This window comes from Micromonospora sp. NPDC047793, assembly GCF_040642635.1.
Taxonomy (GTDB): domain Bacteria; phylum Actinomycetota; class Actinomycetes; order Mycobacteriales; family Micromonosporaceae; genus Micromonospora.
Genome location: NZ_JBEYSG010000009.1, coordinates 163819 through 186259, shown reverse-complemented (window position 1 = coordinate 186259; position 22441 = coordinate 163819). Strand labels below are relative to the sequence as shown.

The window sequence follows — 22441 nt, the reverse complement described above, 5'->3', positions numbered from 1 at the left end:
CCGGACCACTGGTGCACAAAGACGAACCGCGTATCGCTCGATAGGCACTACCCATCACCGCGCGACCGCCGACGGTCTCCGGCCGGCCCTATGGTCGCCTGATGGGACAGGGACTGTACGTCGACGGCCGCTGGCGCGCGGCCTCCGACGGTGACACGGCGGACGTGGTGAACCCGGCGACCGAGGCGGTGATCGGCACCACGGCCGTCGGCACGGTGTCCGACGCGGCCGACGCGGTGGCCGCCGCACACCGGGCGTTCCACGACGGTCGCTGGTCCGGACTGCTGGCGGCCGACCGTGCCGCCGCCCTGCGCCGACTGCGGCGGAGGCTGAGCGACCGGATCGACCACCACGTGGCACTGTCGGTCGCCGAGTCGGGTGCGCCGCGGGGCCAGTCGGCGGCGTTCGTGGCCGCCGCGCTGGCGCACCTCGGGTACGCGATCGAGGTCGCGACCGGGGAACACGACCGGATGCTGCCCCCGCCGCCCGGTGCGGCCGGTAGCCCACCCCGGACGACGGCGAGTCTGGTGCGCCGGGTGCCGGTCGGGGTGGTCGCGGCGCTCACCCCGTACAACGCGCCGTTGCTGCTGACCCTGCCGAAGGTCGCGGCAGCCCTGGCGATGGGCAACACGGTGGTGGTGAAGCCGTCGCCGTACACGCCGTTGGAGATCCTCGCCCTGGCCGAGGCCGCCGACGAGGCCGGGATACCGCCCGGTGTGCTGAACGTGGTGACCGGTGGCGCCGACGTCGGCGCGGCGCTGAGCGGTGACCCCCGCGTCGGTCTGGTGACGTTCACCGGCTCGGACACGGTGGGGGCGCAGGTGATGGCCCAGGCCGCCCGCAACGTCACCCGGGTCGTGCTGGAACTCGGCGGCAAGTCGGCGCTCGTGGTCAGGGCCGACGCCGACCTCGCGATGGCGAGCCGGATCGGTGCCGTGAACACGACCACGCTCGCCGGTCAGGGCTGCGCGTTGCTCACCCGTCACCTGGTGCACCGCGCCGTGGTCGCCGACTACGTGGCGGCGCTCGCGGAGCGGCTCTCCGCCGCCGTACCGGGTGACCCCGCCGACGAGCGGACGACCCTGGGCCCGTTGATCAGTGCCGCGCACCGGGACCGGGTGTCCGCAGCGGTCCGCGCGGCGCGCGCCCGGGGCGCCCGGGCGGTCGTCGACGGTGGACCGGTCGGCGTCGACGGCCGTGGCTTCTTCCACGAACCCGTGGTCCTGACCGGTGTCGGCAACGACGACCCCGTCGCCCGGCAGGAGATCTTCGGCCCGGTCGCGGTGGTGATGCCGTTCGACACCGACGAGGAGGCGGTGGCCCTGGCGAACGACTCACCATACGGGTTGGCCGGTGCGGTGGTGTCCGCCGACCGGGTGGCGGCCGTCGCGGTGGCCGAGCGGCTGCGCGCCGGACGGGTGAGCGTCAACGACGGTGCGACCCCGGACGTGCGGTTGCCGTTCGGCGGTTTCGGGCGCTCCGGGATCGGCCGGGAGTTCGGCCTGGAGGGGGTGCTGGAGTACACGGAGGTCCAGACGTTGCAGTGGTAGCCGATCCCGGGGCCGGGTGGAGCCCCGGGGCCGGCAGCGTGGGTCAGCAGCCGAGGCGGCGGCTGGCCAGGGCGATGTCGTCGATCCAGAGGTCGAACGCACCCGGGGTGGTCCCGCCCTGGTAGAGCTGCCAGCCGATCTTGACGGTGTTGACGGTCGGCAGGATGAACGGCACGTCGTTGCCGCCGTGTTCGGTGGTGGAGGCGGTCAGCTCCGGGTTCGCCACCCCGTCGATCCAGACCGTGACGCGGTTGTCGGTCGGGTCGATCTTCCACTCGAAGCACTGCCAGGTGTCCTCGACCACGGGAGCCGACTCCCGCCAGTTGGTCCAGTCGCCGGTCGGACCGCCGTCGGCGCCGACGCCCCAGAAGATGCCGGGGACGGTGGGGGCGTACTGGCCGCCGACCGGCCGGACGACTTCGGTGCTGCCGCTGCCGGTGGCCTCCACGAGGGTGAAGTGCGCCCAGTCGGGGGCGGTGGGGAAGGCGTCCACGCGCAGCCGCATCCGGCCGTAGAAGCGGTTGCCCGGTGCGGCGAAGTCGTCGACGCGCAGGAAGGCGCGTCCGTTGTCGACGGTGTGGACGTGCAGCACCTGGTTGCCCCGGTGGGTGCGTTCCACGGTGAGCGTGCCGTTGCGGGTGTCGATGCCCCAGTTCAGGCTGCTGGCACCGCCGCGCGGCAGGCGTTCGAAGTCCTCGCAGAACAGCAGGTGCCGGGTGCAGGAGCCGCGTTGCGAGGCGTTCGCGGCGTCGGACGGGACGCTGCCGGCCGTGACGGCGAGCGTCAGCGCGGCGGTCAACGCGGCGAGAAGTGTGCGCATGCCTGTCCTCCGATGGTCGCCACTGCGGCGGTCCGCCGCCGGGCACCCGGCGTCCGACCTCCGGTGCGTCACGGGTGCCCAGGCGGGACGGTGGGACACGGGCCCGTCGACCGCCTGTGGAAGCGTTCCCATATATAGCAGACGGTGGATGTCATTGCTGACCGCGCCCGGCCTTTGGGCCCGGTCGGCGCGAGTCGGCACGGTTCGCGCGAGGAGGAGGCGCGTACTCGACGGACCGCGCACCTGACAGCCGGGACATTCATACGATATAGCCCATATGGAGACGCAAGGGGAATCCGCGGTGACGGTGCCGGCCGACGGCCGGATACCGCGATGACCTCTGTCAACAGCCTGCTCCGCAGTGCCGCCACCCCGCGCCGGGCCACCTTCCTGGAACTCTTCTTCGACCTCGTCTTCGTCGTCGCGCTCGCGCTGCTGTCCGAGACCCTGGTTGCCGAACTGACCTGGCGGGGCGTCGCCGAGGCCGGCGTCGTGCTGCTCGCCGTCTGGTGGGTGTGGGTGCTGACCACCCTGGTCACCGACCTCTACAACCCGGACAGCTGGGTCATCCAGGTGGTGACGGTCGGCGTCATGTTCGGCGCGCTGATGATGGCCGCCGCCCTGCCGGCCGCGTTCGGCGACCGCGCGGGCATCTTCGCCGGGGCGTACGTGGCCAGCCACCTCGGACGAGGATTCCTCTTCTTCCTGACGTTGCACGAGCCGGTGCCCCGCCGACGGGCGGTGCGGATCTGGGCGTGGTTCGGGATCTCCTCGGTCGGGTGGATCGCCGGTGCCTTCGCCGACAGCGACGCGCGCCTGTGGTGGTGGGGTGGGGCGGCGGCCGTCGACTACCTGGCCTTCGCGTTCGGTTACCCGTTCCCCGGTCGACGACGGATCGGCGCGGCGCAGTTCAACCCGATCGCCGAACACACGGCCGAGCGGTACCACCAGTTCTTCATCATCGCCCTGGGCGACATCATCCTGGTCGCCGGCCTGACGTACAGCGCGTACCCGGTCACCGCCGAACGGACCGCGGCGATCGTGGTGGCCTTCGCCAGCGCCACGCTGCTGTTCCGGATCTACGTGCACCGGGCCGCCGCACAGTTGACCCAGGCCATCGAGAAGGCCCGGGAGCCGGGCCGGTTCGCACGGACCGCGCCCTACACCCACCTGCTGATGATCGGCGGGGTGGTGACCGCCGCCGCCAGCGCGAAGCTGATCATCACCGAGCCGGCCGGCACGGTCGGGCCGGAGTTGCTCGCCGTCGTCGTCGGCGGACCGGCGGTCTTCCTCCTCGGTCGGACCCGCTTCGAGTACGAGGTCTTCGGCCGGGTGGCCTGGCCGTTGCTGGCCGGCATCGCGCTCCTCGGCGTGCTCGCCCCGGTCGCGTTGGCACTCACCCCGCTGCTGGCGGTGGTCTGCGCCAACCTGGTCCTGTTGGCGATCGTCCTGTTCGATGTCGCACTCGGCGGACGCCGCAACCCCGTACCGGCCGCGCCACCGCTGTGACCCGCCGCGACAGCGGCCGGGCCACGCCTCAGGGCAGCAGGATGACGTGCAGCGTCCGGGGGCCGTGCACGCCCTCGACCCGGTGGAGTTCGATGTCGCTGGTGGCCGAGGGTCCGCTGATCCAGGTCAGTGGGCGGTGCGGGGTGAGGCGGGCTAGCGCCGCCGGCACCCCGGCGACCACCTGGGCGGCGCGGACGACGCAGATGTGCAGGTCCGGCAGGAGGCTGAGGACACGTCGCCCCTGGTCGGGTGAGCCGTCGAGGACGACGGTGCCGGTCTCGGCGACGGCGACGGCAGCGGCGGTGACGACACCGTCCGCGGCGGCGATCCGGGCGTTGTCGAGCCCGTCGTCGGGCAGCACGGTCACCGTCGCGGGCAGCCAGGCCGACGGCAGCCCCGGTGGGACGACGACCGTCGCGGAGGCCGGCAGGAGGTCGGCGATCGTGTCGGCGACCGTCGTCTCGGGCACCCGGTGCACCCGGGCCCGGTAGTCGGTCAGCCGGTCCACCAGCAGGTCCAGATCGACTGCACCCTCCCGCCGGTAGTCGCGCGGCACCGGGATGCCGGCTCCGCTCTCGCCGATCGCGGCGCGCAGCCGACCGAGGACGACCTCCCGGCCGCTCACCGCTTCGACCACCATTCGCGGAAGGACTCGGCGGGCGGCTCGGGCAGGTCACGGCTGGCGGTCCAGCCGTCCAGCGGCGGCGGCAGGCCCCGCCCGCGCCGACCGAGCACCCGGCTCGACCGGGCGGCGCGCTGGGCGGCCGCGTACAGGGCGGGATGGTCCATGGTGTACGCGGCGGCGGCCATCGCGGTCGCCTCGGCGCGCGGGTGGGGTGCCTGGTCGCGGAGGTGCACCAGCAGATCCGGGATGTTGATCTTCACAGGACAGGCGTCGTAGCAGGCGCCGCAGAGCGTCGAGGCGTACGGCAGGGAGGCGTTGTCGGCGATCCCGGTCAGTTGCGGGGAGAGCACCGCCCCGATCGGACCCGGGTACACCGAGCCGTAGGCGTGCCCGCCGGTGCGTTCGTACACCGGGCAGACGTTCAGGCAGGCCGAGCAGCGGATGCAGTGCAACGCCTGCCGGCCCACCTCGTCGGCGAGGACGGCGCTGCGCCCGTTGTCGAGCAGCACCAGGTGGAACGCCTGCGGGCCGTCGCCCGGGGTCACGCCCGTCCACATCGAGGTGTAGGGGTTCATCCGCTCGCCGGTCGAGGCCCGGGGCAACAGTTGCAGGAACACCTCCAGGTCGCGCCAGGTCGGCACCACCTTCTCCACACCCATCACGGTGATCAGCGTCTCCGGCAGGGTCAGACACATCCGCCCGTTGCCCTCGGACTCGACCACGGCCAGAGTCCCGGTCTCGGCCACCGCGAAGTTCGCCCCGGACACCGCCACCGGCGTGGTGAGGAACGTCTGCCGCAGGTAGCGTCGGGCCGCCGCCGCCAGGACCACCGGTTCGTCGGTCAGGGCCGGGTCCACCCCGGGCATGGCACGCAGGAAGATCTCCCGGATCTCGGCCCGGTTGCGGTGGATCGCCGGCACCAGGATGTGGCTGGGTCGGTCGTCGCCGAGTTGCACGATCAGCTCGGCCAGGTCGGTCTCCACCGGGGTGATCCCGGCGGACTCCAGGGCCTCGTTGAGGCCGATCTCCTGGGTCGCCATCGACTTGACCTTGATCACCCGGTCGCTGCCGGTGGCCGCGACCAGCTCGGTGACGATGCTGTTCGCCTCGGTCGCGTCGGCGGCCCAGTGCACCACTCCCCCGGCCGCCGTGACCCGTGCCTCCACCTGCTCCAGCAACTCCGGCAGCCGCGCCAACACGTCGGCCTTGATCGCCGAACCGGCCGCCCGCAACTGTTCCCAGTCCGGCACCTCGGCGATCACCGCAGCGGACTTCGCGCGGATCGTCGCCGTGGCGTGTCGGAGGTTGCGGCGCAGTTGCGGGTCGGCCAGGGCCCTCCGCGCGCCGTCCGGGAAGGGTTCCGCACCCCGCAACTGCCCCACACCCTGCGGTGCCGTCGCCGGCATGCCGAGAATGGTCCGGCTCACGACCTCACCACCAGTTCGCCGCGTTGGTCAGGAGTATCGCCGCCCGGCTCGGTCGAGGCCAGGATCTCCGCCAGGTGCACGGTGCGCACCCCGGTCCGCAGCCGGGACAACCCACCGCCGATGTGCATCAGGCACGACGCGTCCCCCGCCGTGCAGACGTCCGCGCCGGTGGCGAGCACGTGCCGCATCTTGTCCGCCAGCATGGCCGTCGACGTGTCCGCGTTCTTCACCGCGAACGTCCCGCCGAACCCGCAGCACTGCTCGGCCGCCGGCAACTCGACCAGGTCCAGACCCCGCACCTCGCGCAGCAACCGCAGTGGCCGGTCCCCCACCCGCAGCACCCGCAGCGAGTGACACGTCGGGTGGTAGGTCACCCGGTGCGGATAGTACGCACCGACGTCGGTCACCCCGAGCACGTCCACCAGCAACTCCGACAGCTCGTACGTGCGCCCGGCCACTGACTCGGCACGCGAGGCCAGCCGCTCGTCACCGGCCCGCCGGGCCACCACCGCGTGCTGGTGGCGTACCGACCCGACACACGACCCCGACGGCGCCACGATCACGTCGTACGGATCGAACACCCGCGCGTACCGGCGCACCAACGGCAACGCCTGCCCCTGGTAGCCGGTGTTGACGTGCATCTGCCCGCAGCAGGTCTGCCCCTCGGGGAAGACGACCTCATGCCCGAGCCGCTCCAGCAACCGCACCGTCGCCTTCGCCGCCTCGGGGAACATCGTGTCCGCCAGGCAGGTCACGAACACCGCGATCCGCACGTCACACCTCCGCCCGCCCCGCGATCGTCCGTGCCGCCGCACCGCCACGGTCAGACCGGCGGGGCGCGATCCGGTTGAGTCTGCCGCACCGGCCGCCGCCGCGCAGCCGGGTCCCCACCGTCCGACCGCCACCGGTGTCCGGGAACCGGCCGGACAGCAGACGGTCGGGCCACCGTGGGCGTACACCACCCCCGACGAAGGAGAACCGATGCTGAGAAGAAGTGGGGCGCTCGTCGCCCTGGCCGCCGTGGCGCTCGCGTCCACCGCCCTCGCGGCGGCACCGGCGGCGGCCGCGACGAGCTCCGGACCGGACATCCGGGTGCCGGTCACGTCGACCACGACGTATCCCGCCAGCGCCACCGTGCTGCTGACGTTCCCCGGCGGCCGGTGCAGCGGCTTCATGATCAGCCCCCGAACGGTGGCGACCGCCGGGCACTGCGTGCACACCGGAGGCTCCCGGGGCAGTTGGCGGACGAACGTCGTCGCGTACCCGGGGCACAACGGGACGACCGCACCCTTCGGCTCCTGCGCGGCGACCCAGCTCTTCGCACCACAGGGCTGGACCGGCTCGTTCACCCACCCCGGCGGCAGCGACCCGGCCTACAACTACGGGGCGGTGCAGCTCAACTGCGGCATCGGCAACGTCACCGGCTGGTACGACCTCGGTTACACCACCCAGCCGCTGACCGGCTCGTGCACCACGACGCACGGGTATCCGGCGGACCGGCCCGGACAGTGGACCAGCGTCGACCGCATCCGCTACGAGACCTCGACGCAGCTCTACACGTCGCACAGCTTCGGCGGCGGGCAGGACGGCAGCCCCGTCGCCTACACCCCCGACCCGGAGGACTGGTGCCCGCTGCCGCCGCGACTGGACTTCCCCTGGCCGAAGCCGCCCTGCCCGTGCCCGCTCGCCCGCACCGCGCTGGGGATCCTGACCAGCGGCCCGGACGGGGTCGGCCCCGGCGTGGCCTACAGCGTCGCCACCCGGCTCACCCAGCAGGCCGTGGCCAACCTCGCGCAGTGGCGGTGACTCCTGCCCACTCCGGCCGGGGCGGCCGTTCCCGAGTCCGCCCCGGCCCGGTCAGGCCGACCGGGCCGGCGCGGCGGTCAACCGCGCCCGGACCTGCGCGGCGTCCGCGTGGTCGAGTTGCTCCAGGATCTCCAGCGCCCCACACCAGGCGGTACGGGCCAAGTCCGGCTCGCCGGCCGCGCGGTGACTGTCGCCCAGGTGGGTCAACGTGGTCGCCTCGAAGTAGCGTTCCGCCGACTCCCGCCACAGCACTAGCGCCTGGTGATAGCACCGGATCGCCTGCGGCTGCCGGTCCAGCCGGTAGTGCACGAAGCCGAGGCTGTCCCAGGTGTGCGCCTGCCAGTACCGGTTGCCGACCCGCTGTTGCAGCGCCAACGCCTGCTGGCAGTGCGCCAACGCCTGCGGGTATTCGCCGAGCTGGCTGTGGTACCAGCCGATGTTGTTCAGCGCGTTGGCCCGGCCGCCGACGTTTCCCGCCCCGATGAACAGTTCCAGCGCCCGCCGGGCCTGGTCGAGGGCGTCCCGCAACCGTCCCTGACGTTCAGCAAGGATGCCGAGGTTCAGATGCACCCGGGCGCTGCCGACGGCGTCACCGAGACCGGCGTAGAGCGCCAACGAGGTGTCCAGGTGGGACCGGGCCTGCTCGTGGTCCTCCCGCCGTAGGCAGGCCACGGCCCGGTTACGGTGGGCGCGGGCCTGGCCGTCCCGGTCGTCCACCCGTGCTGCGGCGGCCAACGCCACCTCCTGCACGACCAGTTGCTCCGGCCAGGCGCCGATGCGGTCGAGATAGGTGTTCAGGGTCCAGGCGAGCTGCCAGGCGTGCGTGTCGAAGCGGGCCTGTGCGGCGAGAGCGACGAGCGTGAGCAGCACCCGATGTTCCCGGACGAGCCAGTGCCACGCCCCGGCACGGTCGGCGGGCGGATCGACCACCGCCCCGACGCGTGCCGGGACGAGGTCGATCGGGTCACGATGGTCGTACAGGAGCAGCGCGGCGGCGTACGCGGTGTGCAGGTAGTGGTCGAGGAGACGGCCGAGGGCCTCCCGGCGTACCGGATCGGGGTCGTGTGTGGCCGCCTGCTCGGCCGCGTAGGCGCGCAACAGGTCGTGCAGGACGTACCGGCCGGGCCGTGCTTCGGCGACCAGGTTCGCCTCGACGAGGGCCGTCAGTGCCCGTCCCGCCTGCGCGGCGGGCACGCCGGTGAGACTGGCCAGCGCCGCGACGGTGGCCTCCGGCCCGGGGTGCAGCCCCAGCAGGCGGAACGCCCACGCCGTGGTCGCGTCGAGACTCCGGTACGACCAGGAGAAGACCGCCCGGATGTCGAGCGTCCGGTCGCCGCCGGTGAATCCGTCGAGGCGCCCCGGCTCGGTCAGCTCGTCGGCGAGGCGACCGAGGCTGAGCCCGGTCCGGGTGGCGGCCCGTCCCGCCACGATGGCCAACGCGAGCGGCAGTCCGGACGCCGCGCCGACGATCCGCGCCGCCGCCTGCGGCTCGCCGGACACACGCTGCGGACCGAGCCGCGCGACGAGCAGCTCGTACGCCTCCGGCGGCGTCAGCGGTGCGAGGACGAACGGTTGGGCGGCCTCGATGCCCACCAGTCCCGGCAGTTGGTTGCGGCTGGTCACCAGCACCAGGCACCCGGGCGAGTTGGGCAGCAGTGGACGCACCTGCGCGGCGTCCCGGGCGTTGTCGAGCAGCACGAGCACCTGCCGGTCGGCCAGCAGGCTGCGGAACAGTCCGGAGCGGCCGGACAGTCCCGCCGGGATCCGCGGCGCGGACACGCCGCACGCCTCCAGGAACTCCCGCAGCACCTCCGCCGGTTCCGGTACCGGCCCGTCCGGGTCGAACCCGCGCAGGTCGACGTAGAGCTGCCCGTCGGGAAAGCGGTCGGCGACCCGATGTGCCCAGTGCAGTGCCAGCGCGGTCTTGCCGACGCCGGCCGTACCGCTGATCAGCGCGACCGGAACGGTGCCCGGCGCGCCGTGCTGACGTGCCAGCAACATCGCCAGCCCGGCGAGCACCGTACGCCGCCCCACGAACACGGGTACGGCCGCCGGAAGCTGCCGGGGTGTCACCGGCGGCGTCACGTGCGGGGCGGTGTCCTCAGCACGCCGGGCGAGCTGCGCGTGGGCGGCGGCCCGGAGCCGGTCCTCCGCACGGCCGGCGTCGACGGCGCGCAACAGTCGCCAGTGCGCCGCGTCCCAGCGGCTCAGCTCCGCCATCTCCGTCGGCACCGGGCGGCCGGTCTGCGCGGCGTGGGCCAGGCAGGCGGTCACGTAGGAGACGACGAACGGCCACTCGGGCAACGACTTCGCGTTGAGCTTGTCGCTGAGCGTGGAGCGGGCCAGCGCTGATCCCAGCGCCGTCGACACGGCCACCAGGGTGTTCAGCGACGGGGACCCGCAGTGTTGCCGCAGGCGCCTGAGGTCGTCGACGAACCGGGCCAGAGCCGCCTGCGCCTCCCCAGCCGGTCCGCTCATCCCGCACCCCTCCCCAGCCGGACGCGATCGCCAATCCATAGAGGATTGTCGACCCACTCGCTCCCGTCGCGGGTCGGCGAATCCACTGATGTCGCGACATCTCGGGAAAACGTGTCCTGGCAGAGCGAGGCAGCGGGCGCTGGATACGCCTGTCACTGCGCCTCGAAGTGCTCCTTCATCGCCGGGTAGTAGTCGTCGAAGTTCGGCCTCGGCTGACCGGTGTGCGCGGCGACCAGGGCGTCGAGGTAGTACTCCCACCCCGGCCCGACCTCGCCGGCGTGCTCCGTGCCGGTCAGGTGGTGGGTGAACCGCAGCTCGGTCACGCCCGCGCTCTCGACGAGCGTCATGTCCAGGTGCCAACTGCCGTACTCGTCCACCGCGGAGACCGTGAGCCGGCTCGGCGGTTCGCACGCCTCGATGGTCACGTCCATCCAGGGCTCGTCCTCCTCGTACGCCATCTGGACCTTGATCGTCCGCCCCGGTGCCGCGTCGCCCTGCCACGGGCCGAACCAGCGCGCCGTCCGTGGTGACTCGGTGAGGCTCGCCCAGACGTCGGCGACGGGTGCGCGGAACGTGCGGGTCAGCACGAGGTCGTCGCCGAACAGTCGGCCGGTCGGTGTCGGTGTCACGCCGTCTCCTTCGTCGATGGATGCCGTTCGGTGGTGATGGTGCCCCGCTCGGTGGCGGGGCGCCGTTCGCGGCGGGTGCGGTAGACCTCGGTCTCCAACGCGTCGAGGTGCTGCTGCCACCGGGACGGGCGCATCAGCCGTCCCAACCACCCGACCAGTTCGTCCAGGGGCGCGGTGGTCAGGGTGTAGACCCGCCGCCGCCCGTCGGCCGTGTCGCGCACCAGGCCGGCTTCCCGCAGCACACGCAGGTGCCGACTGACGGCCGGCCGGCTGATCACGAACCGGTCGGCGATCTGCCCGGCCGAGAGCGACTCGTCGCGCAGCATCAGCAGGATCTCCCGACGCACCGGATCGGCGATCGCCGCCGCCACCTCGTCCACGACTAAAGCGTAACCCATAGGTTACGCTTTAGACCACTCTCGCCTGAGCTGATCCCAGGTTCGATGCTGAGCTTCAGGCCACGAGGAGTCGCAGGCCCAGTTCGGCCGCGTCAAGGTCGGTGAGCTCCCGGTTGCGGTCGGCCCACCGGCCGGAGGAGAGGTCCTGTCGGAGGGCGCGCACGGCCCGCTGCTCGGCCGCCGGCCCGACCCGGGCCCACACCGACACCGCGCGGCGGACCTGCTCCTCCAGGTACGCCTCGGGCCGGCGCCAGTACGCCTCGAAGAAGCCGTCGGCACAGTCCCACGGGACGAGCACCGGCTCCATGCGGGCCCCGATCGCGCGGGCCAGCTCGTCCACCGAGGGGCGGCCGACCACCAGGCCGGCGACCTCGGGGAGGTAGTCCCGGCTGAGCCAGAACCGCTGACGCCAGCCGGTGTCACTGGCGTCGTGCGTGAACACCACGACACGACGGGCCACCCGCCGCATCTCGCGTAGCCCGGCGATCGGGTCGTGCCAGTGGTGGACGGTGCTGAAGGCCAGCGCGGCGTCGAACGCCCCGTCCTCGAAGGGCAGGTTCTCCGCGCTGGCAGCCACGCACGGTGCCGCGTCCACGGGACGTTGCGCCCTCATGGTCGCCGCGGGTTCCACTGCGGTGACCTCACGATCGGCGGGCTCGTACGAGCCGGTGCCCGCCCCGACGTTCAGCACCGTACGGGCGTCACCGAGCGCTTCCCAGACCCGCGCGGCGATGCGTGGCTCGGTGCGGCGCGTCGCCGGGTACGCGGACCCGATGGACTCGTACAACTGCGCGCCGCTGACCCGCAGATGCTGCTCCGGCGTCATGCTGATGCCCATCGCCCGGGCCTCCAGTTCCCTGTCAATGGCGGTGACCGTGGCGATGGCCCGGTCCCGTTGTGCCAGCAGCAGGCCACGCAGTCGGTGCAGATGGGCCACCGCGTCGCTGGTCGGATCGTCGACCAGCGCGGCGATCTCCCGCAGGCCGAAGCCCAGCCGCCGGTAGGCGAGCACCTCCCGCAGTCGTTCCACGTCGCTCGCGGAGTAGGCCCGATGGCCGGCGCCGGTCCGGGCGACCGGTCGCAGCAGGCCGATCTCGTCGTAGTGGTGCAGCGTCCGCACGCTCACGCCGGCCATACTCGCCACGCGTCCCACGGTCAGGTACTCGGTCACCTCGTCGACGATGCGGCATGACGTCACGTGAGGTGCAAGGGCTACTGGGTCGGTGGCCGCCGCGAGCGCCTCGCCTCGGGCGAACGGCTGTGCGGGATCGGAGTGACGGCAACCGAGTACGTCGGCGGGTCGGTGTCGTCGGGCTAGCTGTCGTGCGACGGTGTCGGGACACCGGGCCGACCGATGGTTCGAGTCGGCGTGCCCCTCGTCCGTGCCGCCAGGACTGCGAGCGCGGTGACACTGACGAGTACGGCCAGGACGGCGACCGGACCACCCGACCCGAGCGCGGGCATGACCGCAGGAACCGTCCCGTCGAAGAAGCTGCTCGCGTCGTCGTAGCGGATGGCGATGGCGACGGCAGAGCCGGCCGCGACAAGTCCAGCCGCCGCGCTGACCGCGAGGGGTCGGCGTGCGGGGGGCCGAAGCAGTGCCCCCAGCGCCGCGCCGTACAGGACGATGACGGCGGCGAGGTGGACGAACCAGCCCGGGAATCGGTGCAGCGGAATGTCGATGCTGCCGTAGCCCGCCCACGGCAGCACCAGGACCGCCAACAGGTTGCCGAGAGCGCCGACGATGACGGCGATCCGGATTGCCACTCTCATCTCCCGTCCTTCGCGTGCGCCGGCGTGGCGGGCGCTCCCGTCCGCCACGCCGCCGCCCGGTCACGAGGTCTGGAGCGAGACGCCCAGCACGGCGGTCGCCGCAGGTACCTCGGTGGACAGGATGTACTCGTACGAGCCGGTGCCCGCCCCGACGTTCAGCACCGCGCGGGCGTCACCGAGCGCTTCCCAGACCCGCGCGGCGATGCGTGGCTCGGTGCGGCGCGTCGCCGGGTACGCGGACCCGATGGACTCGTACAACTGCGCGCCGCTGACCCGCAGATGCTGCTCCGGCGTCATCCCGCACCTGCTCGCGATCGTTCGCACTCCATGATCGCGAGCAGGTGTCGTCGGGTCAGTTGGACCAGGTGAATCCCGCCAGGTGCGAGATCTCCTGGGCCTGGTCGACACCGAGGGCGGCGACCACCCCGGCGGCGGCCAGCAGGATGAGGGACACGACCGTGCGGCGCAGGCGCATGATGACCTCCATGACGAGCAGCACGAGCTCGATTTCCTCGAAGAGTATCAATCCTTCGCGCAAGCCGGGGGACGCCTCAGGGGATCGACTCGGTGGCTTCCCTGCGGGCCGGGCCGGCCAGCGAGTAGGCGATCAGCCCGCCGAGGGCGAACACCGCCGCCGTCACCGTTGCCGCAGTGCTGTCGGTCGGTTGGGCCTGCCAGGTCAGGACCGCTCCCCCGGTGCCCTGCTGGGGATACATGACCGCGACGGTGGTCCAGCCCAGCGGCAGAAACCACGATCGACCGGCGCCCACCACCGTGGCACACAGCGCCGTCAGCCCGAGCAGGCCGGCGGCGTCGCGGAACACCAGCGTGGCCGGCCCGAAGCGGGCCCCGGTGTACCGCGTGGCGAGCAGGGCCAGCAGAACCACCAGGAGGCCGGCCAACAGGTGCGCCGCACGCCGTGGCGGCCATCGCCGCGCGGCGGTCCGGTCCAGGTTCTCGTCCGGGGCGGTCAGGGTGGCCGAGAGCACCGCGACCATCAGCAGGACGGTCAGCACCACCATCGTCGGGGCGACGTCGCGCTCGTCGGCGATGGTCCGCCACAGCGTCCAGATCACCGCCGCCCCGCCGACGGCGACGGCCAGGGCCAGGGGTACGCGCCGGGAGCGCAGGTAGAGCAGCGTCCAGGTCACCGGGAACTCCGGGACAGCAGTTCGCTGGTGTCCTCGCAGGCGCGTTTGGCGTCACGGACCGCCGTCACCCGGGCCAGCGCCTCCTCGGCGGAGACCTCGCGCAGCCCGTTCCACAGGGCGAGCGCCTCGGCGTTGAGTTCGAAATCCTCCTGGATCATGCCCGGAATCAGCCCGACGTCGGATCGCGGCTCGCGGCCCAGCAGCCAGTACGCCGCCGCTCGGTCGACCGCCTCGTGGTGTTGCCGGCACTCGATGTCGACAGGTACGCCCAGACCTCGGACGACCTCGACGGCCACGACGTCCGGGTGCGCGAGCCCACCGTACTTGTCGATCCGGACCGGCACCTCGACGACGTCGGCGCGGGACGGCGTCTCCCCGTCGCGCCCGTACGTGGAGGTGTCCTCGTGCACGGCGGTCGGGGCGTCCGGGAGTTTCGCCAACGCCACCAGACCGTCACGGGCCAACGGGGCCAGATCGTCGAGGACCCTGGCGTTGACCCGGCTCACGCACACCGTCGGAGCGTCCTCGGTGCAGACCATCTCCCGGGCGACCGGGTCGACCGGTGCGTCGAGCACGGCCGGGTCCCGGGGCACCACCGCCACCGCCCCGACGAGCCCGAGCAGCACCGGCACCAACGCCGCCGTACGGGTCCGCCAGCTATCGGCGACGAACAGCACCAGGCCGGCGACGGCGAGCAGGGCGAGCCAGATCGTCAGCGCACCACTGACCCGGTTGTCGATCGTCTGATAGGCGTGGAACTGGCTCGTGCCGTGGATCGGGGACAGCGCCGCGGCCAGCCACTCCGGGCGGAGGAACATGCTGAAGGAGACGAACAGGACGCCGGCCACGCCCAACGCGGGTGCGGTCGCCGGAACGGGGAGCAGACGCCCGATCCCCAGACCGAGCCAGGCCGCGGCGACCAGGGACAGCGCGCCGACGCCGGTGACGACGGTGAAACCGAGCAGAGGCAGGTAGCCGGCGCTGGTGGCGATCCGGGCGACGCCCGCCACGGTGACCAGCAGGTAGGCGCTGCCGAGGGTGAGGGCCATCGCGCCGAGGACCGGCAGCATCCGCTGGACGGGCGGGCGGGCGGTGGTGCCGAAGAGTTCGGCGACGTTCGAGCGGTGCTCCCGACGACCCTGCCAGGCGCCGGCGGCCAGCGCCAGCGGCCACATCAGCAACAGGTACTCGCGGGCGACCAGGGCCAGCGACATCAGGCCACCGGACCATCGGGCCGGAGCCACGTAGAGTGCGCCGACTCCGGCGAGCACGGTGATCAGCGCGGCACCGAGCGCGGCGGAGCGGCGGATCTCGACACCCAGGATGCTCATCGGGCGGCCTCCGCGCGGTGCCGACGCAGGATCGCGGAGTAGCCCCGCTCGGTCGGGCTGTCGCCCGGGTGGCTCTGGTCGCCCTGGGCGCTGAGGGCCTCGGCGGTGCCCTGCCAGACCAGGCGGCCCTCGTTGATCAGGATGACGTCGGTGCAGGCCGCCGCCACGTCCTCGACCATGTGGGTGGAGACCAGTACGCAACTGTCGGTGCCGAGGTCCCGCAGCAGCTCGCGGAAGTCGAGTCGTTGTTCCGGGTCGAGGCCGACGGTCGGTTCGTCGAGCAGCAGGAGCTGCGGGTCGTTGACGATGGCCTGCGCGATGCCGGCGCGGCGCAGCATGCCGCCGGAGAGGGTCTTCAGCCGGGTGTCGGCCCGGTCGGTCAGGCCGACGCGGTCGACGGCCCGCTGTACCGCCGCCGGGATCGCCGCCTTGGGCATCTCCTTGAGCCAGGCCATGTATCCGACGAACTCGCGCACCGTGAAGCGCGGGTAGAAGCCGAAGTGTTGCGGCAGGTAGCCCAGGCCGCGACGGACCGCACGCAGGTCGGCGCGGCCGTCGACCGGGTGTCCGAGCAGCGTCAGGCGCCCGGCGGTCGGCGCGAGCACGGTGGCCAGGGAGCGCATCAGCGTGGTCTTCCCGGCGCCGTTGGGGCCGAGCAGCCCGTGGACCCCGGTGGTCAGGGCCAGGTCGAGGCCGTCGACGGCCAGGCGCCGCCCGGCGCGGACCCTCAGGCTCTCGGCGTGGACGACCCAGGGACTGGTGGTGACGGCCGTTTCGGCCACGCTCAGGGCACGCATCGACATCTTCCTTCGTTCGGGGTCGGTGGAGAGGGACGCGGCGTCGCGCGTCCGGTGGCGGAGACGTCCTACTGCTGGGCGGCTTGTCGGAGCCCGTCGGTCCGCAGCAGCACGGTGAGGGTCAGGGCGACCGTGGCCAGTGCCCAGACACCGGTGCTCTCCTCGGTCAGCACCAGTGGTGTACGGGCGGCGGCGAGGCTGGGGGTGATCACCGCGAGTGTCCAGATCGCGATCAGTCCGATCGCTGCCCGGCGTACGCCGACGAGACTCCCCAGCACGAGCGTGGCGGCGGTGAACGTCAGGCAGGGCAACAGCGTCAGCGCCGGTGGCACGCCGGTGCCGTAGCCGGCGAGGGCGAGGGGCGGGATGACGACCACCAGCACCGTCGCGGTACGGCGCAGCAGGGTCGTCAGACCGGCCCCGGGGGTGGTGGCGATCAGCTCCCAGGCGGGATCGGCCCGGCGGTGCCAGGCGACCGCGACGCCGGGCAACGGGGCCAGTGGGGCGAGCAGCAGCACCAGCGACGGCAACGCGGTCCACAACTCGCTGAGCAGGACGGCGCAGGCGAGTACCGCGGCGGTCATGGCCAGCCAGGGGGCGAGCGTGCCGACCAGCCACCGGCGGCGCAGCACCGTCCAGGACCGGCTGCGGGCGACCGGGGCCGGGGACTCGGCGATCTCCCGGTCCAGGGTGACGGCGACCTGGGCGAGGATGGCACGGGTGTCGGCGGTGGTGCTGCCGGCCAGCCGCGCCCGGCAGTCGGCGCAGTCCTCCAGGTGCACCTCGATGGCCCAGACGCCGGGCTCGTCGAGGCGGGGGTCCGCGGTGGCGTACCGCTCGATCTGGGTGAGGGTCGGATGGGGGGTCATGACAGGGCCTCCCGTAGCGCGATCCGGGCTCGGCGGACACGGGACTTGACGGTGTTCTCGGGTACGCCCAGCAGCACGGACGCCTCCCGGGTCGAAAACCCGTCCAGGACGGTGGCGCGCAGGGCGGCCCGGACCTCGGGCGGCAGGGTGAGGAGCGCCTGTTCGAGTTCCTGTCCGATCCGCGCCGCCATCACCTCGTCCTCGGCGGCGGGTGCCGTCGTCGGCGCCAGCGGCACCTGCGGCAGTTGCGCCGTGCGGGCCCGGCGACGGAACGCGTCGACCAGCCGGTGGGCGGCGATGGTCCAGAGCCAGCCCACGGCGGTGCCCCGCGCCCCGCCGCCGCTTCCCGTCCGGGCTCCGGCGAAGGTGCCCGAGGCCCGCCAGACGGTCAGGTAGGTGTCCTGGAGGACCTCGGCGACGATGTCGGGGTCGGCGCACCGGCGGCGCAGCCGCACCTCCAGCCACGGCGCGGTACGCCGATACAGCTCATCGAAGGCCCGCCGATCACCACGGGCGACGCGCCGCACGAGTTCACCCTCGTCCGCTGCGTCCATGCCGGTACTCACACCGGGTAAGACGACGGTCGGACCACGATCGGGTCCCGGATCACTGTGACGGCCATCACCTTCGTCCTGCCAGTCGGGCGCGGCGGCGGGCGTGCCCACCGGTGTCGGTGTCGCGCGTAGTCCGTCAGGTCCAGGGCAGGGCGGCGCGTTCCTGCCAGTAGCGGTCCGGCGGCGACGCCAGGTCCGCCCACCGGGTCGGGTCGACGGTGAGCGTCTGCGCCCGCAGGTTCGAGGCCAGTTGGTCGGCGGTGGCGGCTCCGGACAGGACGATCGCCGCCCACGGCTGGTGCAGCGCCGCCGCGAGCGCGGGCGCGTCACCGACGTCCTCACGTACGGCGAGACGGCCGTTGGCGAGGGCCTCCTTGACGATGACCAGGCACCCCGCGTCGTGCGCCTCGGCCAGGGCCGGGCCGGCGCTGGGCTCCAGCAGGTTCCAGGTGGCCTGCACGCTGCGGAACAGCGGCTCGCCGTCGACGCGTACGTCGAGCGCGTCGCGGATGACCTCGGCCTGCCGCGGCCCGCTGGTCGAGAGTCCCACCAGCACGCCCTGCCGGCCGAGGTCGGCGAGTCGCCGGTGCAGGGCCACGTCGTGCAGGGCGGGACTCTCCGGAGTGACCGAGTGGATCTGGTAGAGGTCGAGGTGGTCGCCGAGCAGCGCGGTGGTCTCCGCGTACTGCCGGTCGAAGGTGGCGAGGCGATGGTCCTTGACCTCGTGCGTCTCGGCCTCGACGCGCCAGCCTGCGGTGTAGGTGTAGCCCCACTTGCTCCCGACGACGACGTCGTCGACGTCCGGCCGGCTCCGCAGCCAGTGCGCGAGGAACTCCTCGGCCCGGCCGTACGAGCGGGCGACGTCGACGTAGCGGACCCCGGCGGCGTACGCCTGGTCGAGGAGTTCGCTCGCGCGGGCGCGTAGCGCCTCGACGGTCCGCTCGGCCGGCAGGTCCGCGGCGCGTCCGAGATTGATGTAGCCCGGACGGCCGACGGCCGCCAGTCCGAACCCGATCCGGGAGCCTGCGGCCAGGCGCGCGATGGTTGCCATCAGCCCATCCAACACCGCAGGCCGCGCGCCGTCGTCGCCACCCGCGTCGTTCCCGGCCGGCACACCGGTTCAGCGGTGCAGGTAGGCGGCGAGACCGCCGAGTTCCTCGTTGGCGATGAACACCGAGCGGACGTTGATGATGGCTTCCTCGACGTGGGTGGGGCAGCCCCACGCGGCGTCACCCCAGGAGTCGGCGATCTTGATCTCGGCCGGTGCGGCGCATCCGGCCGCACCGCCGAGTTGGCAGTGTTCGGGGTGCGGCACCGCGACCTGCGCGGCGGCGGCGGACTGCATCCGGGCGTTGAGTTCGGCGGCGGCGGCAGCACGGCGCTCGGCCTCGGCGCGGAGTTCGCGCTCGGCGCGTACCGCCTTGGCGAGTTCGTCGTGGGCTGCGGCGGCGCGTTCCTCGGCGGCCTTCTGCGCCCGCTCGATGTGGTGGCGTTCGATGGCGAGTGCCGCGGTGCCGGCGAAGAGCCGGGCGATGGCGAGATCGGTGTCCTGCGGGACGCGCGGAACGCGGTGGTACATGGCGAAGGTGCCGAGCAGGCCGCCGTCACGGGCCAGGATCGGCGTGGACCAGCAGGCGGCCAGCCCGGCCCGGTCGGCCAACTCGCGGAAGTCGCTCCAGAACGGGTCGGTCGCGATGTCGGTGACGACGACCGGCTGACGCCGGTGGGCGGCGGTGCCGCAGGAACCGACGCCCTCGCCGGTGGCGATGCCGTCGATGGCCTCGTTGTAGAAGTCCGGCAGGCTGGGCGCCGCCCCGTGGCGCAGGTGCCGGCCGTCGGGGTCGGCCAGCAGGACCGAGACGAGCACCTCCAGCGGCGCGAGGTTCTCGATGCAGCGGGCCATCCCGTCGAGAACCTCGGTCAGCGGTGCCTGACGGGCGATCTGCTCCAGCAGTGCGCGGTGTTCGGCCATCAACCACTGGGCGTGCTTGACCTGGGTGGTCTCCACACCGATCACCCGGATCCCGATCACGGTGCCGTCGGCGGCGCGGCGCGGTTCGTAGGTGAAGTCGAAGAAGGTCTCCCGGGCCTGCGGGCCGGTGCCCAGCACGACCCGGACGTCACGTCCGGTGTAGGGCTCCCCCACGCGGTAGACCTGGTCCAGCAGGCCGATGAAGCCCTGACCGGCGAGTTCGGGCATCAGGTCCGCCAGCGGGACCCCGGTACGCGCACGTTCCTGGCCGATCGTCGTGAAGAATGCCGGGTTCGCGGCCTCCAACACGTGCGACGGCCCGGCGAGTGCGGCGAATACGGCGATGGACTGGCCGAACAACGTGCGCAGGTCGTCCTCTGCCGCAGGCGTGGTCCCCGCCGGACCCGCAGCAGCAGGGCTCCGGCCCGATAGCGCCGTCATGATGTGTGGTCCGCCCCTCGCCGTCGATCCCGTTCCGAGCGCTGTCAACCTACGGGACGACGCCCATCTGCTCACAAGTCGTGGCCGTGCTGCCGCGCACGCCTCCTCAACCGCGTCGCGGACGGTGCAGGCGGTCCGTGACCACGGCCGTCACCGCCTCCGATTGCCCGTGCGACGTGGGATGTGCATTCCGCAGCGCCCGGAAAATCGTCGATCATCCTATGTCGACCTGTCGAGATCGAGCCGAAGCAGCGCCGCCCGGGTGAATCCCGGCGACCACTTCGGTAGTTCCGAAACACCGAAATCGAATAGACGATCATTGATATGCGCTACCCTCGATGCAATACTCGTTGGAAGCGCTCCCACACACCGTCCCGGAGCGCTCGGAACGGAGGATGCACCGTGCGTTCACACCACCCCCCTCGATCCCGGCCGGCCGTCCGCCGCCCCCTCCAGGTGCTCACCCTGGCGCTCACCCTGGTGGTCGCGATGCTGCCCTGGGCCGGCGCCGCCCAGGCTCACGGCACCGTCATCAACCCGGCGACCCGCGCCTACCAGTGTTGGCAGAACTGGGGCCACCGGCACATGGATCCGGCCATGCAGACGCAGGACCCGATGTGCTACCGGGCGTTCCAGGCCAACCCCGACACCATGTGGAACTGGATGAGCCAGTTGCGCGACGGCCTGGGCGGGCAGTTCCAGGCCCGTACGCCCGACGGCCAGCTGTGCAGCAACGCCCTCTCCCGGAACAACGCCCTGAACCAGCCGGGCGCCTGGAAGGCCACCACGGTCAGCCGGAGCTTCACGCTCCAGTTCTACGACCAGGCCAGCCACGGCGCCGACTACTTCCGGGTCTACCTGACCCGGCAGGGGTTCAACCCGGCCACCCAGCAGGTCGGGTGGGGGAACATCGACCTGATCCAGACGACCGGGCGGTACGCGCCGACGCAGAACATCTCGTTCAACGTCTCGACCTCCGGCCGTAGCGGACAGCACGTCCTCTTCGTGATCTGGAAGGCGTCGCACATGGACCAGACCTACATGTGGTGTAGCGACATCAACATCGTCTGATCCGCAAGGTCGCAATTACGCCGCTACTCCGGTCCGGGCATCTTCCGGGCCGGAGTAGCGGTGCGTCGGGCGACACTCGCCGCCACGAATGCGCCCCCACAATTCGTTCCGCCGCCCCGGCCAGCCGTTCCGCGAACAGTTCCTCGGAGCGCCACCACAGCCGCGCGAGGCCGGCGTCGAGGGCCTACACGGCACACGCCGACGACACGCGGACCGCGATCTCCCCGGGACGGGTGTCGCCGGCCTCCCGGCACCGGAAGAAGAAGGCCCGGCGGCAGCCACTTCCTCCAGCCGGAGATCGCCCGGCGGATCGCGCCTCCGCCGCGACACATAGTCGCCGTCCACTTACCGCACCGAACATTTTCGGCTCTCGCGGGACGGGCAGATCCGCACCGGGGATGGGACCGGTCAATACCTGGGCTGTTATGTGGATCCCGTTGACGCGACAAGTATCGCAGGCGCTATTGTGACTACCACGTTCGTGGAACTGTCTCCACTGGAAGGGAATGTGCTCAGACGTGGCTAAGCAGATCATTCATAAGCTGGTCGACGACCTGGACGGCGGCGACGCCGACGAGACCGTGAAGTTCTCTCTCGACGGCGTGCAGTACGAGATCGACCTGTCCAGCAGCAATGCCGCGAAGTTGCGGGAGGCGTTCGCCTCCTACGTGGCCCACGGCACGAAGGTGGGTCGCGGCGGTGTGGTCGTGGGTGGCCGGGCCGCTCGTGGTCAGGGTTCCGCCAGCACCGACCGGGAGCAGAACAAGGCGATCCGGGAGTGGGCCAAGAAGGCCGGTAAGGACATCTCCGACCGGGGCCGCATTCCGCAGGAGATCGTGGACGAGTACCACGCGAAAGCCGGTCGCTGACCGACCGCACGGCACCTCTCACACGGCGCGACGAAACGCTCGTTCCGGTGCGGTGAAGCTTCTGCCCACACACGGGGGCACGCGCACCGTGACGGGCCTTTTACCGGTGGTGCATGAATCTGCCCCGGTGACACAGGAATCGCATCGACGTCCGGTCACCGATCTCCCCATCGGTGCCGGCGTAGCGAAGGCGATAAGGCGCTCGCCACCGCAGTCACTGACAGACGTCGCGGCTTTTGCGCCGCGCAGGCCACCACCTACCTTCAGGCCGCGGCCGGTACAGCTGCACGCACGATCACACCGCCGACACCCGTCGCCGGTGCGGCAGTGCCGGATCGCGCACACGGCCGGCGTGGACCTGGTAGCTCACC

The 22441-nt window shown here is 72.2% G+C and carries 22 protein-coding genes and 1 pseudogene; 5 read left to right on the top strand and 18 right to left on the bottom strand.

Annotated features, from left to right (window positions below):
- Positions 1–101 precede the first annotated feature (101 nt).
- A complete protein-coding gene (locus tag ABZ738_RS19765) occupies positions 102–1550 on the top strand; it encodes an aldehyde dehydrogenase family protein (protein ID WP_176093664.1) in 1449 nt (482 codons plus the stop codon).
- Between the two features lie 43 nt (positions 1551–1593).
- Here the strand turns inward: ABZ738_RS19765 and ABZ738_RS19760 are convergent, their stop codons facing one another.
- Positions 1594–2370, bottom strand: a complete 777-nt coding sequence (locus tag ABZ738_RS19760; protein WP_176093663.1) for a hypothetical protein — start codon at positions 2368–2370, stop codon at positions 1594–1596.
- Between the two features lie 333 nt (positions 2371–2703).
- Between ABZ738_RS19760 and ABZ738_RS19755 the strand changes: the two genes are divergently transcribed.
- Positions 2704–3879 carry a low temperature requirement protein A gene (locus tag ABZ738_RS19755; protein WP_357215072.1) on the top strand — a complete coding sequence of 392 codons (1176 nt, stop codon included), beginning with the start codon at positions 2704–2706 and terminating at the stop codon, positions 3877–3879.
- Between the two features lie 28 nt (positions 3880–3907).
- On the opposite strand, the gene ABZ738_RS19750 is transcribed toward ABZ738_RS19755, so the two are convergent.
- From ABZ738_RS19750 to ABZ738_RS19740, 3 genes are read right to left on the bottom strand one after another with little or no spacing between them, the layout of a single operon-like run.
- Entirely contained in the window at positions 3908–4519 is a 612-nt protein-coding gene (locus tag ABZ738_RS19750; protein WP_357215069.1) for an LUD domain-containing protein, read from the bottom strand.
- Positions 4501–5910 (bottom strand): lactate utilization protein B, encoded by a 1410-nt coding sequence (locus ABZ738_RS19745; RefSeq protein ID WP_357215239.1) that lies wholly within the window; start codon positions 5908–5910, stop codon positions 4501–4503. The genes ABZ738_RS19750 and ABZ738_RS19745 overlap by 19 nt, the downstream gene beginning before the upstream one ends.
- A gap of 17 nt (positions 5911–5927) precedes the next feature.
- Positions 5928–6704, bottom strand: coding sequence for a (Fe-S)-binding protein (locus ABZ738_RS19740; RefSeq protein ID WP_357215066.1), 777 nt, complete (start codon positions 6702–6704; stop codon positions 5928–5930).
- 208 nt (positions 6705–6912) lie between these two features.
- Here ABZ738_RS19740 and ABZ738_RS19735 point away from each other — a divergent pair, with 208 nt between their 5' ends.
- Positions 6913–7737, top strand: a complete 825-nt coding sequence (locus tag ABZ738_RS19735; protein ID WP_357215063.1) for a trypsin-like serine protease — start codon at positions 6913–6915, stop codon at positions 7735–7737.
- A gap of 51 nt (positions 7738–7788) precedes the next feature.
- On the opposite strand, the gene ABZ738_RS19730 is transcribed toward ABZ738_RS19735, so the two are convergent.
- The 14 genes and pseudogenes from ABZ738_RS19730 to ABZ738_RS19665 all read right to left on the bottom strand — a co-directional run bounded on the left by ABZ738_RS19730 (position 7789) and on the right by ABZ738_RS19665 (position 20130).
- A complete protein-coding gene (locus ABZ738_RS19730) occupies positions 7789–10215 on the bottom strand; it encodes a tetratricopeptide repeat protein (protein WP_357215060.1) in 2427 nt (808 codons plus the stop codon).
- 152 nt (positions 10216–10367) lie between these two features.
- The gene (locus ABZ738_RS19725) at positions 10368–10844 is read right to left on the bottom strand and encodes an SRPBCC family protein (RefSeq protein ID WP_176093657.1); all 477 of its coding nucleotides are present in this window, start codon (positions 10842–10844) and stop codon (positions 10368–10370) included.
- Positions 10841–11224: a metalloregulator ArsR/SmtB family transcription factor gene (locus ABZ738_RS19720; RefSeq protein WP_357215058.1), complete on the bottom strand. Its 384-nt coding sequence runs from the start codon at positions 11222–11224 to the stop codon at positions 10841–10843. The genes ABZ738_RS19725 and ABZ738_RS19720 overlap by 4 nt, the downstream gene beginning before the upstream one ends.
- Before the next feature lie 73 nt (positions 11225–11297).
- The gene (locus ABZ738_RS19715) at positions 11298–12413 is read right to left on the bottom strand and encodes a MerR family transcriptional regulator (protein ID WP_357215055.1); all 1116 of its coding nucleotides are present in this window, start codon (positions 12411–12413) and stop codon (positions 11298–11300) included.
- 143 nt (positions 12414–12556) lie between these two features.
- Positions 12557–13015, bottom strand: a complete 459-nt coding sequence (locus tag ABZ738_RS19710) for a hypothetical protein (protein WP_357215053.1) — start codon at positions 13013–13015, stop codon at positions 12557–12559.
- 126 nt (positions 13016–13141) lie between these two features.
- Positions 13142–13309: pseudogene (locus ABZ738_RS19705) on the bottom strand (MerR family transcriptional regulator); the annotation flags it as partial.
- Between the two features lie 58 nt (positions 13310–13367).
- Positions 13368–13514 (bottom strand): hypothetical protein, encoded by a 147-nt coding sequence (locus tag ABZ738_RS19700; protein ID WP_357215050.1) that lies wholly within the window; start codon positions 13512–13514, stop codon positions 13368–13370.
- A 52-nt stretch (positions 13515–13566) separates the two neighbouring features.
- Positions 13567–14166, bottom strand: a complete 600-nt coding sequence (locus tag ABZ738_RS19695; protein WP_357215047.1) for a hypothetical protein — start codon at positions 14164–14166, stop codon at positions 13567–13569.
- Positions 14163–15497 carry a hypothetical protein gene (locus ABZ738_RS19690; RefSeq protein WP_357215044.1) on the bottom strand — a complete coding sequence of 445 codons (1335 nt, stop codon included), beginning with the start codon at positions 15495–15497 and terminating at the stop codon, positions 14163–14165. Before ABZ738_RS19690 ends, ABZ738_RS19695 begins: the two co-directional genes overlap by 4 nt.
- Positions 15494–16294, bottom strand: a complete 801-nt coding sequence (locus tag ABZ738_RS19685; RefSeq protein ID WP_357215041.1) for an ABC transporter ATP-binding protein — start codon at positions 16292–16294, stop codon at positions 15494–15496. Before ABZ738_RS19685 ends, ABZ738_RS19690 begins: the two co-directional genes overlap by 4 nt.
- A gap of 68 nt (positions 16295–16362) precedes the next feature.
- The gene (locus ABZ738_RS19680; RefSeq protein ID WP_176093654.1) at positions 16363–17163 is read right to left on the bottom strand and encodes a hypothetical protein; all 801 of its coding nucleotides are present in this window, start codon (positions 17161–17163) and stop codon (positions 16363–16365) included.
- Positions 17160–17717 carry a sigma-70 family RNA polymerase sigma factor gene (locus ABZ738_RS19675; RefSeq protein WP_176095781.1) on the bottom strand — a complete coding sequence of 186 codons (558 nt, stop codon included), beginning with the start codon at positions 17715–17717 and terminating at the stop codon, positions 17160–17162. The genes ABZ738_RS19680 and ABZ738_RS19675 overlap by 4 nt, the downstream gene beginning before the upstream one ends.
- Before the next feature lie 136 nt (positions 17718–17853).
- Positions 17854–18768 carry an aldo/keto reductase gene (locus tag ABZ738_RS19670; protein WP_176093653.1) on the bottom strand — a complete coding sequence of 305 codons (915 nt, stop codon included), beginning with the start codon at positions 18766–18768 and terminating at the stop codon, positions 17854–17856.
- A gap of 69 nt (positions 18769–18837) precedes the next feature.
- On the bottom strand, positions 18838–20130 hold the full coding sequence (locus tag ABZ738_RS19665; protein ID WP_357215036.1) for a GAF domain-containing protein: 1293 nt from the start codon (positions 20128–20130) through the stop codon (positions 18838–18840).
- A 402-nt stretch (positions 20131–20532) separates the two neighbouring features.
- Between ABZ738_RS19665 and ABZ738_RS19660 the strand changes: the two genes are divergently transcribed.
- Both ABZ738_RS19660 and ABZ738_RS19655 read left to right on the top strand, forming a co-directional pair.
- Positions 20533–21201 carry a lytic polysaccharide monooxygenase gene (locus ABZ738_RS19660; RefSeq protein ID WP_357215033.1) on the top strand — a complete coding sequence of 223 codons (669 nt, stop codon included), beginning with the start codon at positions 20533–20535 and terminating at the stop codon, positions 21199–21201.
- A 518-nt stretch (positions 21202–21719) separates the two neighbouring features.
- Complete coding sequence (locus ABZ738_RS19655; RefSeq protein ID WP_131053450.1) at positions 21720–22070, top strand: Lsr2 family protein; 351 nt, start codon at positions 21720–21722, stop codon at positions 22068–22070.
- The last annotated feature ends 371 nt before the right edge of the window (positions 22071–22441 follow it).

Excerpts from the sequence above, each read along its gene's own strand:
- ABZ738_RS19760 (WP_176093663.1), bottom strand. The coding sequence starts at position 2,370 with ATGCGCACACTTCTCGCCGCGTTGACCGCCGCGCTGACGCTCGCCGTC.
- ABZ738_RS19730 (WP_357215060.1), bottom strand. The coding sequence starts at position 10,215 with ATGAGCGGACCGGCTGGGGAGGCGCAGGCGGCTCTGGCCCGGTTCGTC.
- ABZ738_RS19735 (WP_357215063.1), top strand. The coding sequence starts at position 6,913 with ATGCTGAGAAGAAGTGGGGCGCTCGTCGCCCTGGCCGCCGTGGCGCTC.
- ABZ738_RS19680 (WP_176093654.1), bottom strand. The coding sequence starts at position 17,163 with ATGACCCCCCATCCGACCCTCACCCAGATCGAGCGGTACGCCACCGCG.
- ABZ738_RS19745 (WP_357215239.1), bottom strand. The coding sequence starts at position 5,910 with ATGCCGGCGACGGCACCGCAGGGTGTGGGGCAGTTGCGGGGTGCGGAA.
- ABZ738_RS19675 (WP_176095781.1), bottom strand. The coding sequence starts at position 17,717 with ATGGACGCAGCGGACGAGGGTGAACTCGTGCGGCGCGTCGCCCGTGGT.
- ABZ738_RS19670 (WP_176093653.1), bottom strand. The coding sequence starts at position 18,768 with ATGGCAACCATCGCGCGCCTGGCCGCAGGCTCCCGGATCGGGTTCGGA.
- ABZ738_RS19755 (WP_357215072.1), top strand. The coding sequence starts at position 2,704 with ATGACCTCTGTCAACAGCCTGCTCCGCAGTGCCGCCACCCCGCGCCGG.
- ABZ738_RS19710 (WP_357215053.1), bottom strand. The coding sequence starts at position 13,015 with ATGAGAGTGGCAATCCGGATCGCCGTCATCGTCGGCGCTCTCGGCAAC.
- ABZ738_RS19665 (WP_357215036.1), bottom strand. The coding sequence starts at position 20,130 with ATGACGGCGCTATCGGGCCGGAGCCCTGCTGCTGCGGGTCCGGCGGGG.
- ABZ738_RS19750 (WP_357215069.1), bottom strand. The coding sequence starts at position 4,519 with ATGGTGGTCGAAGCGGTGAGCGGCCGGGAGGTCGTCCTCGGTCGGCTG.
- ABZ738_RS19690 (WP_357215044.1), bottom strand. The coding sequence starts at position 15,497 with ATGAGCATCCTGGGTGTCGAGATCCGCCGCTCCGCCGCGCTCGGTGCC.
- ABZ738_RS19685 (WP_357215041.1), bottom strand. The coding sequence starts at position 16,294 with ATGCGTGCCCTGAGCGTGGCCGAAACGGCCGTCACCACCAGTCCCTGG.
- ABZ738_RS19765 (WP_176093664.1), top strand. The coding sequence starts at position 102 with ATGGGACAGGGACTGTACGTCGACGGCCGCTGGCGCGCGGCCTCCGAC.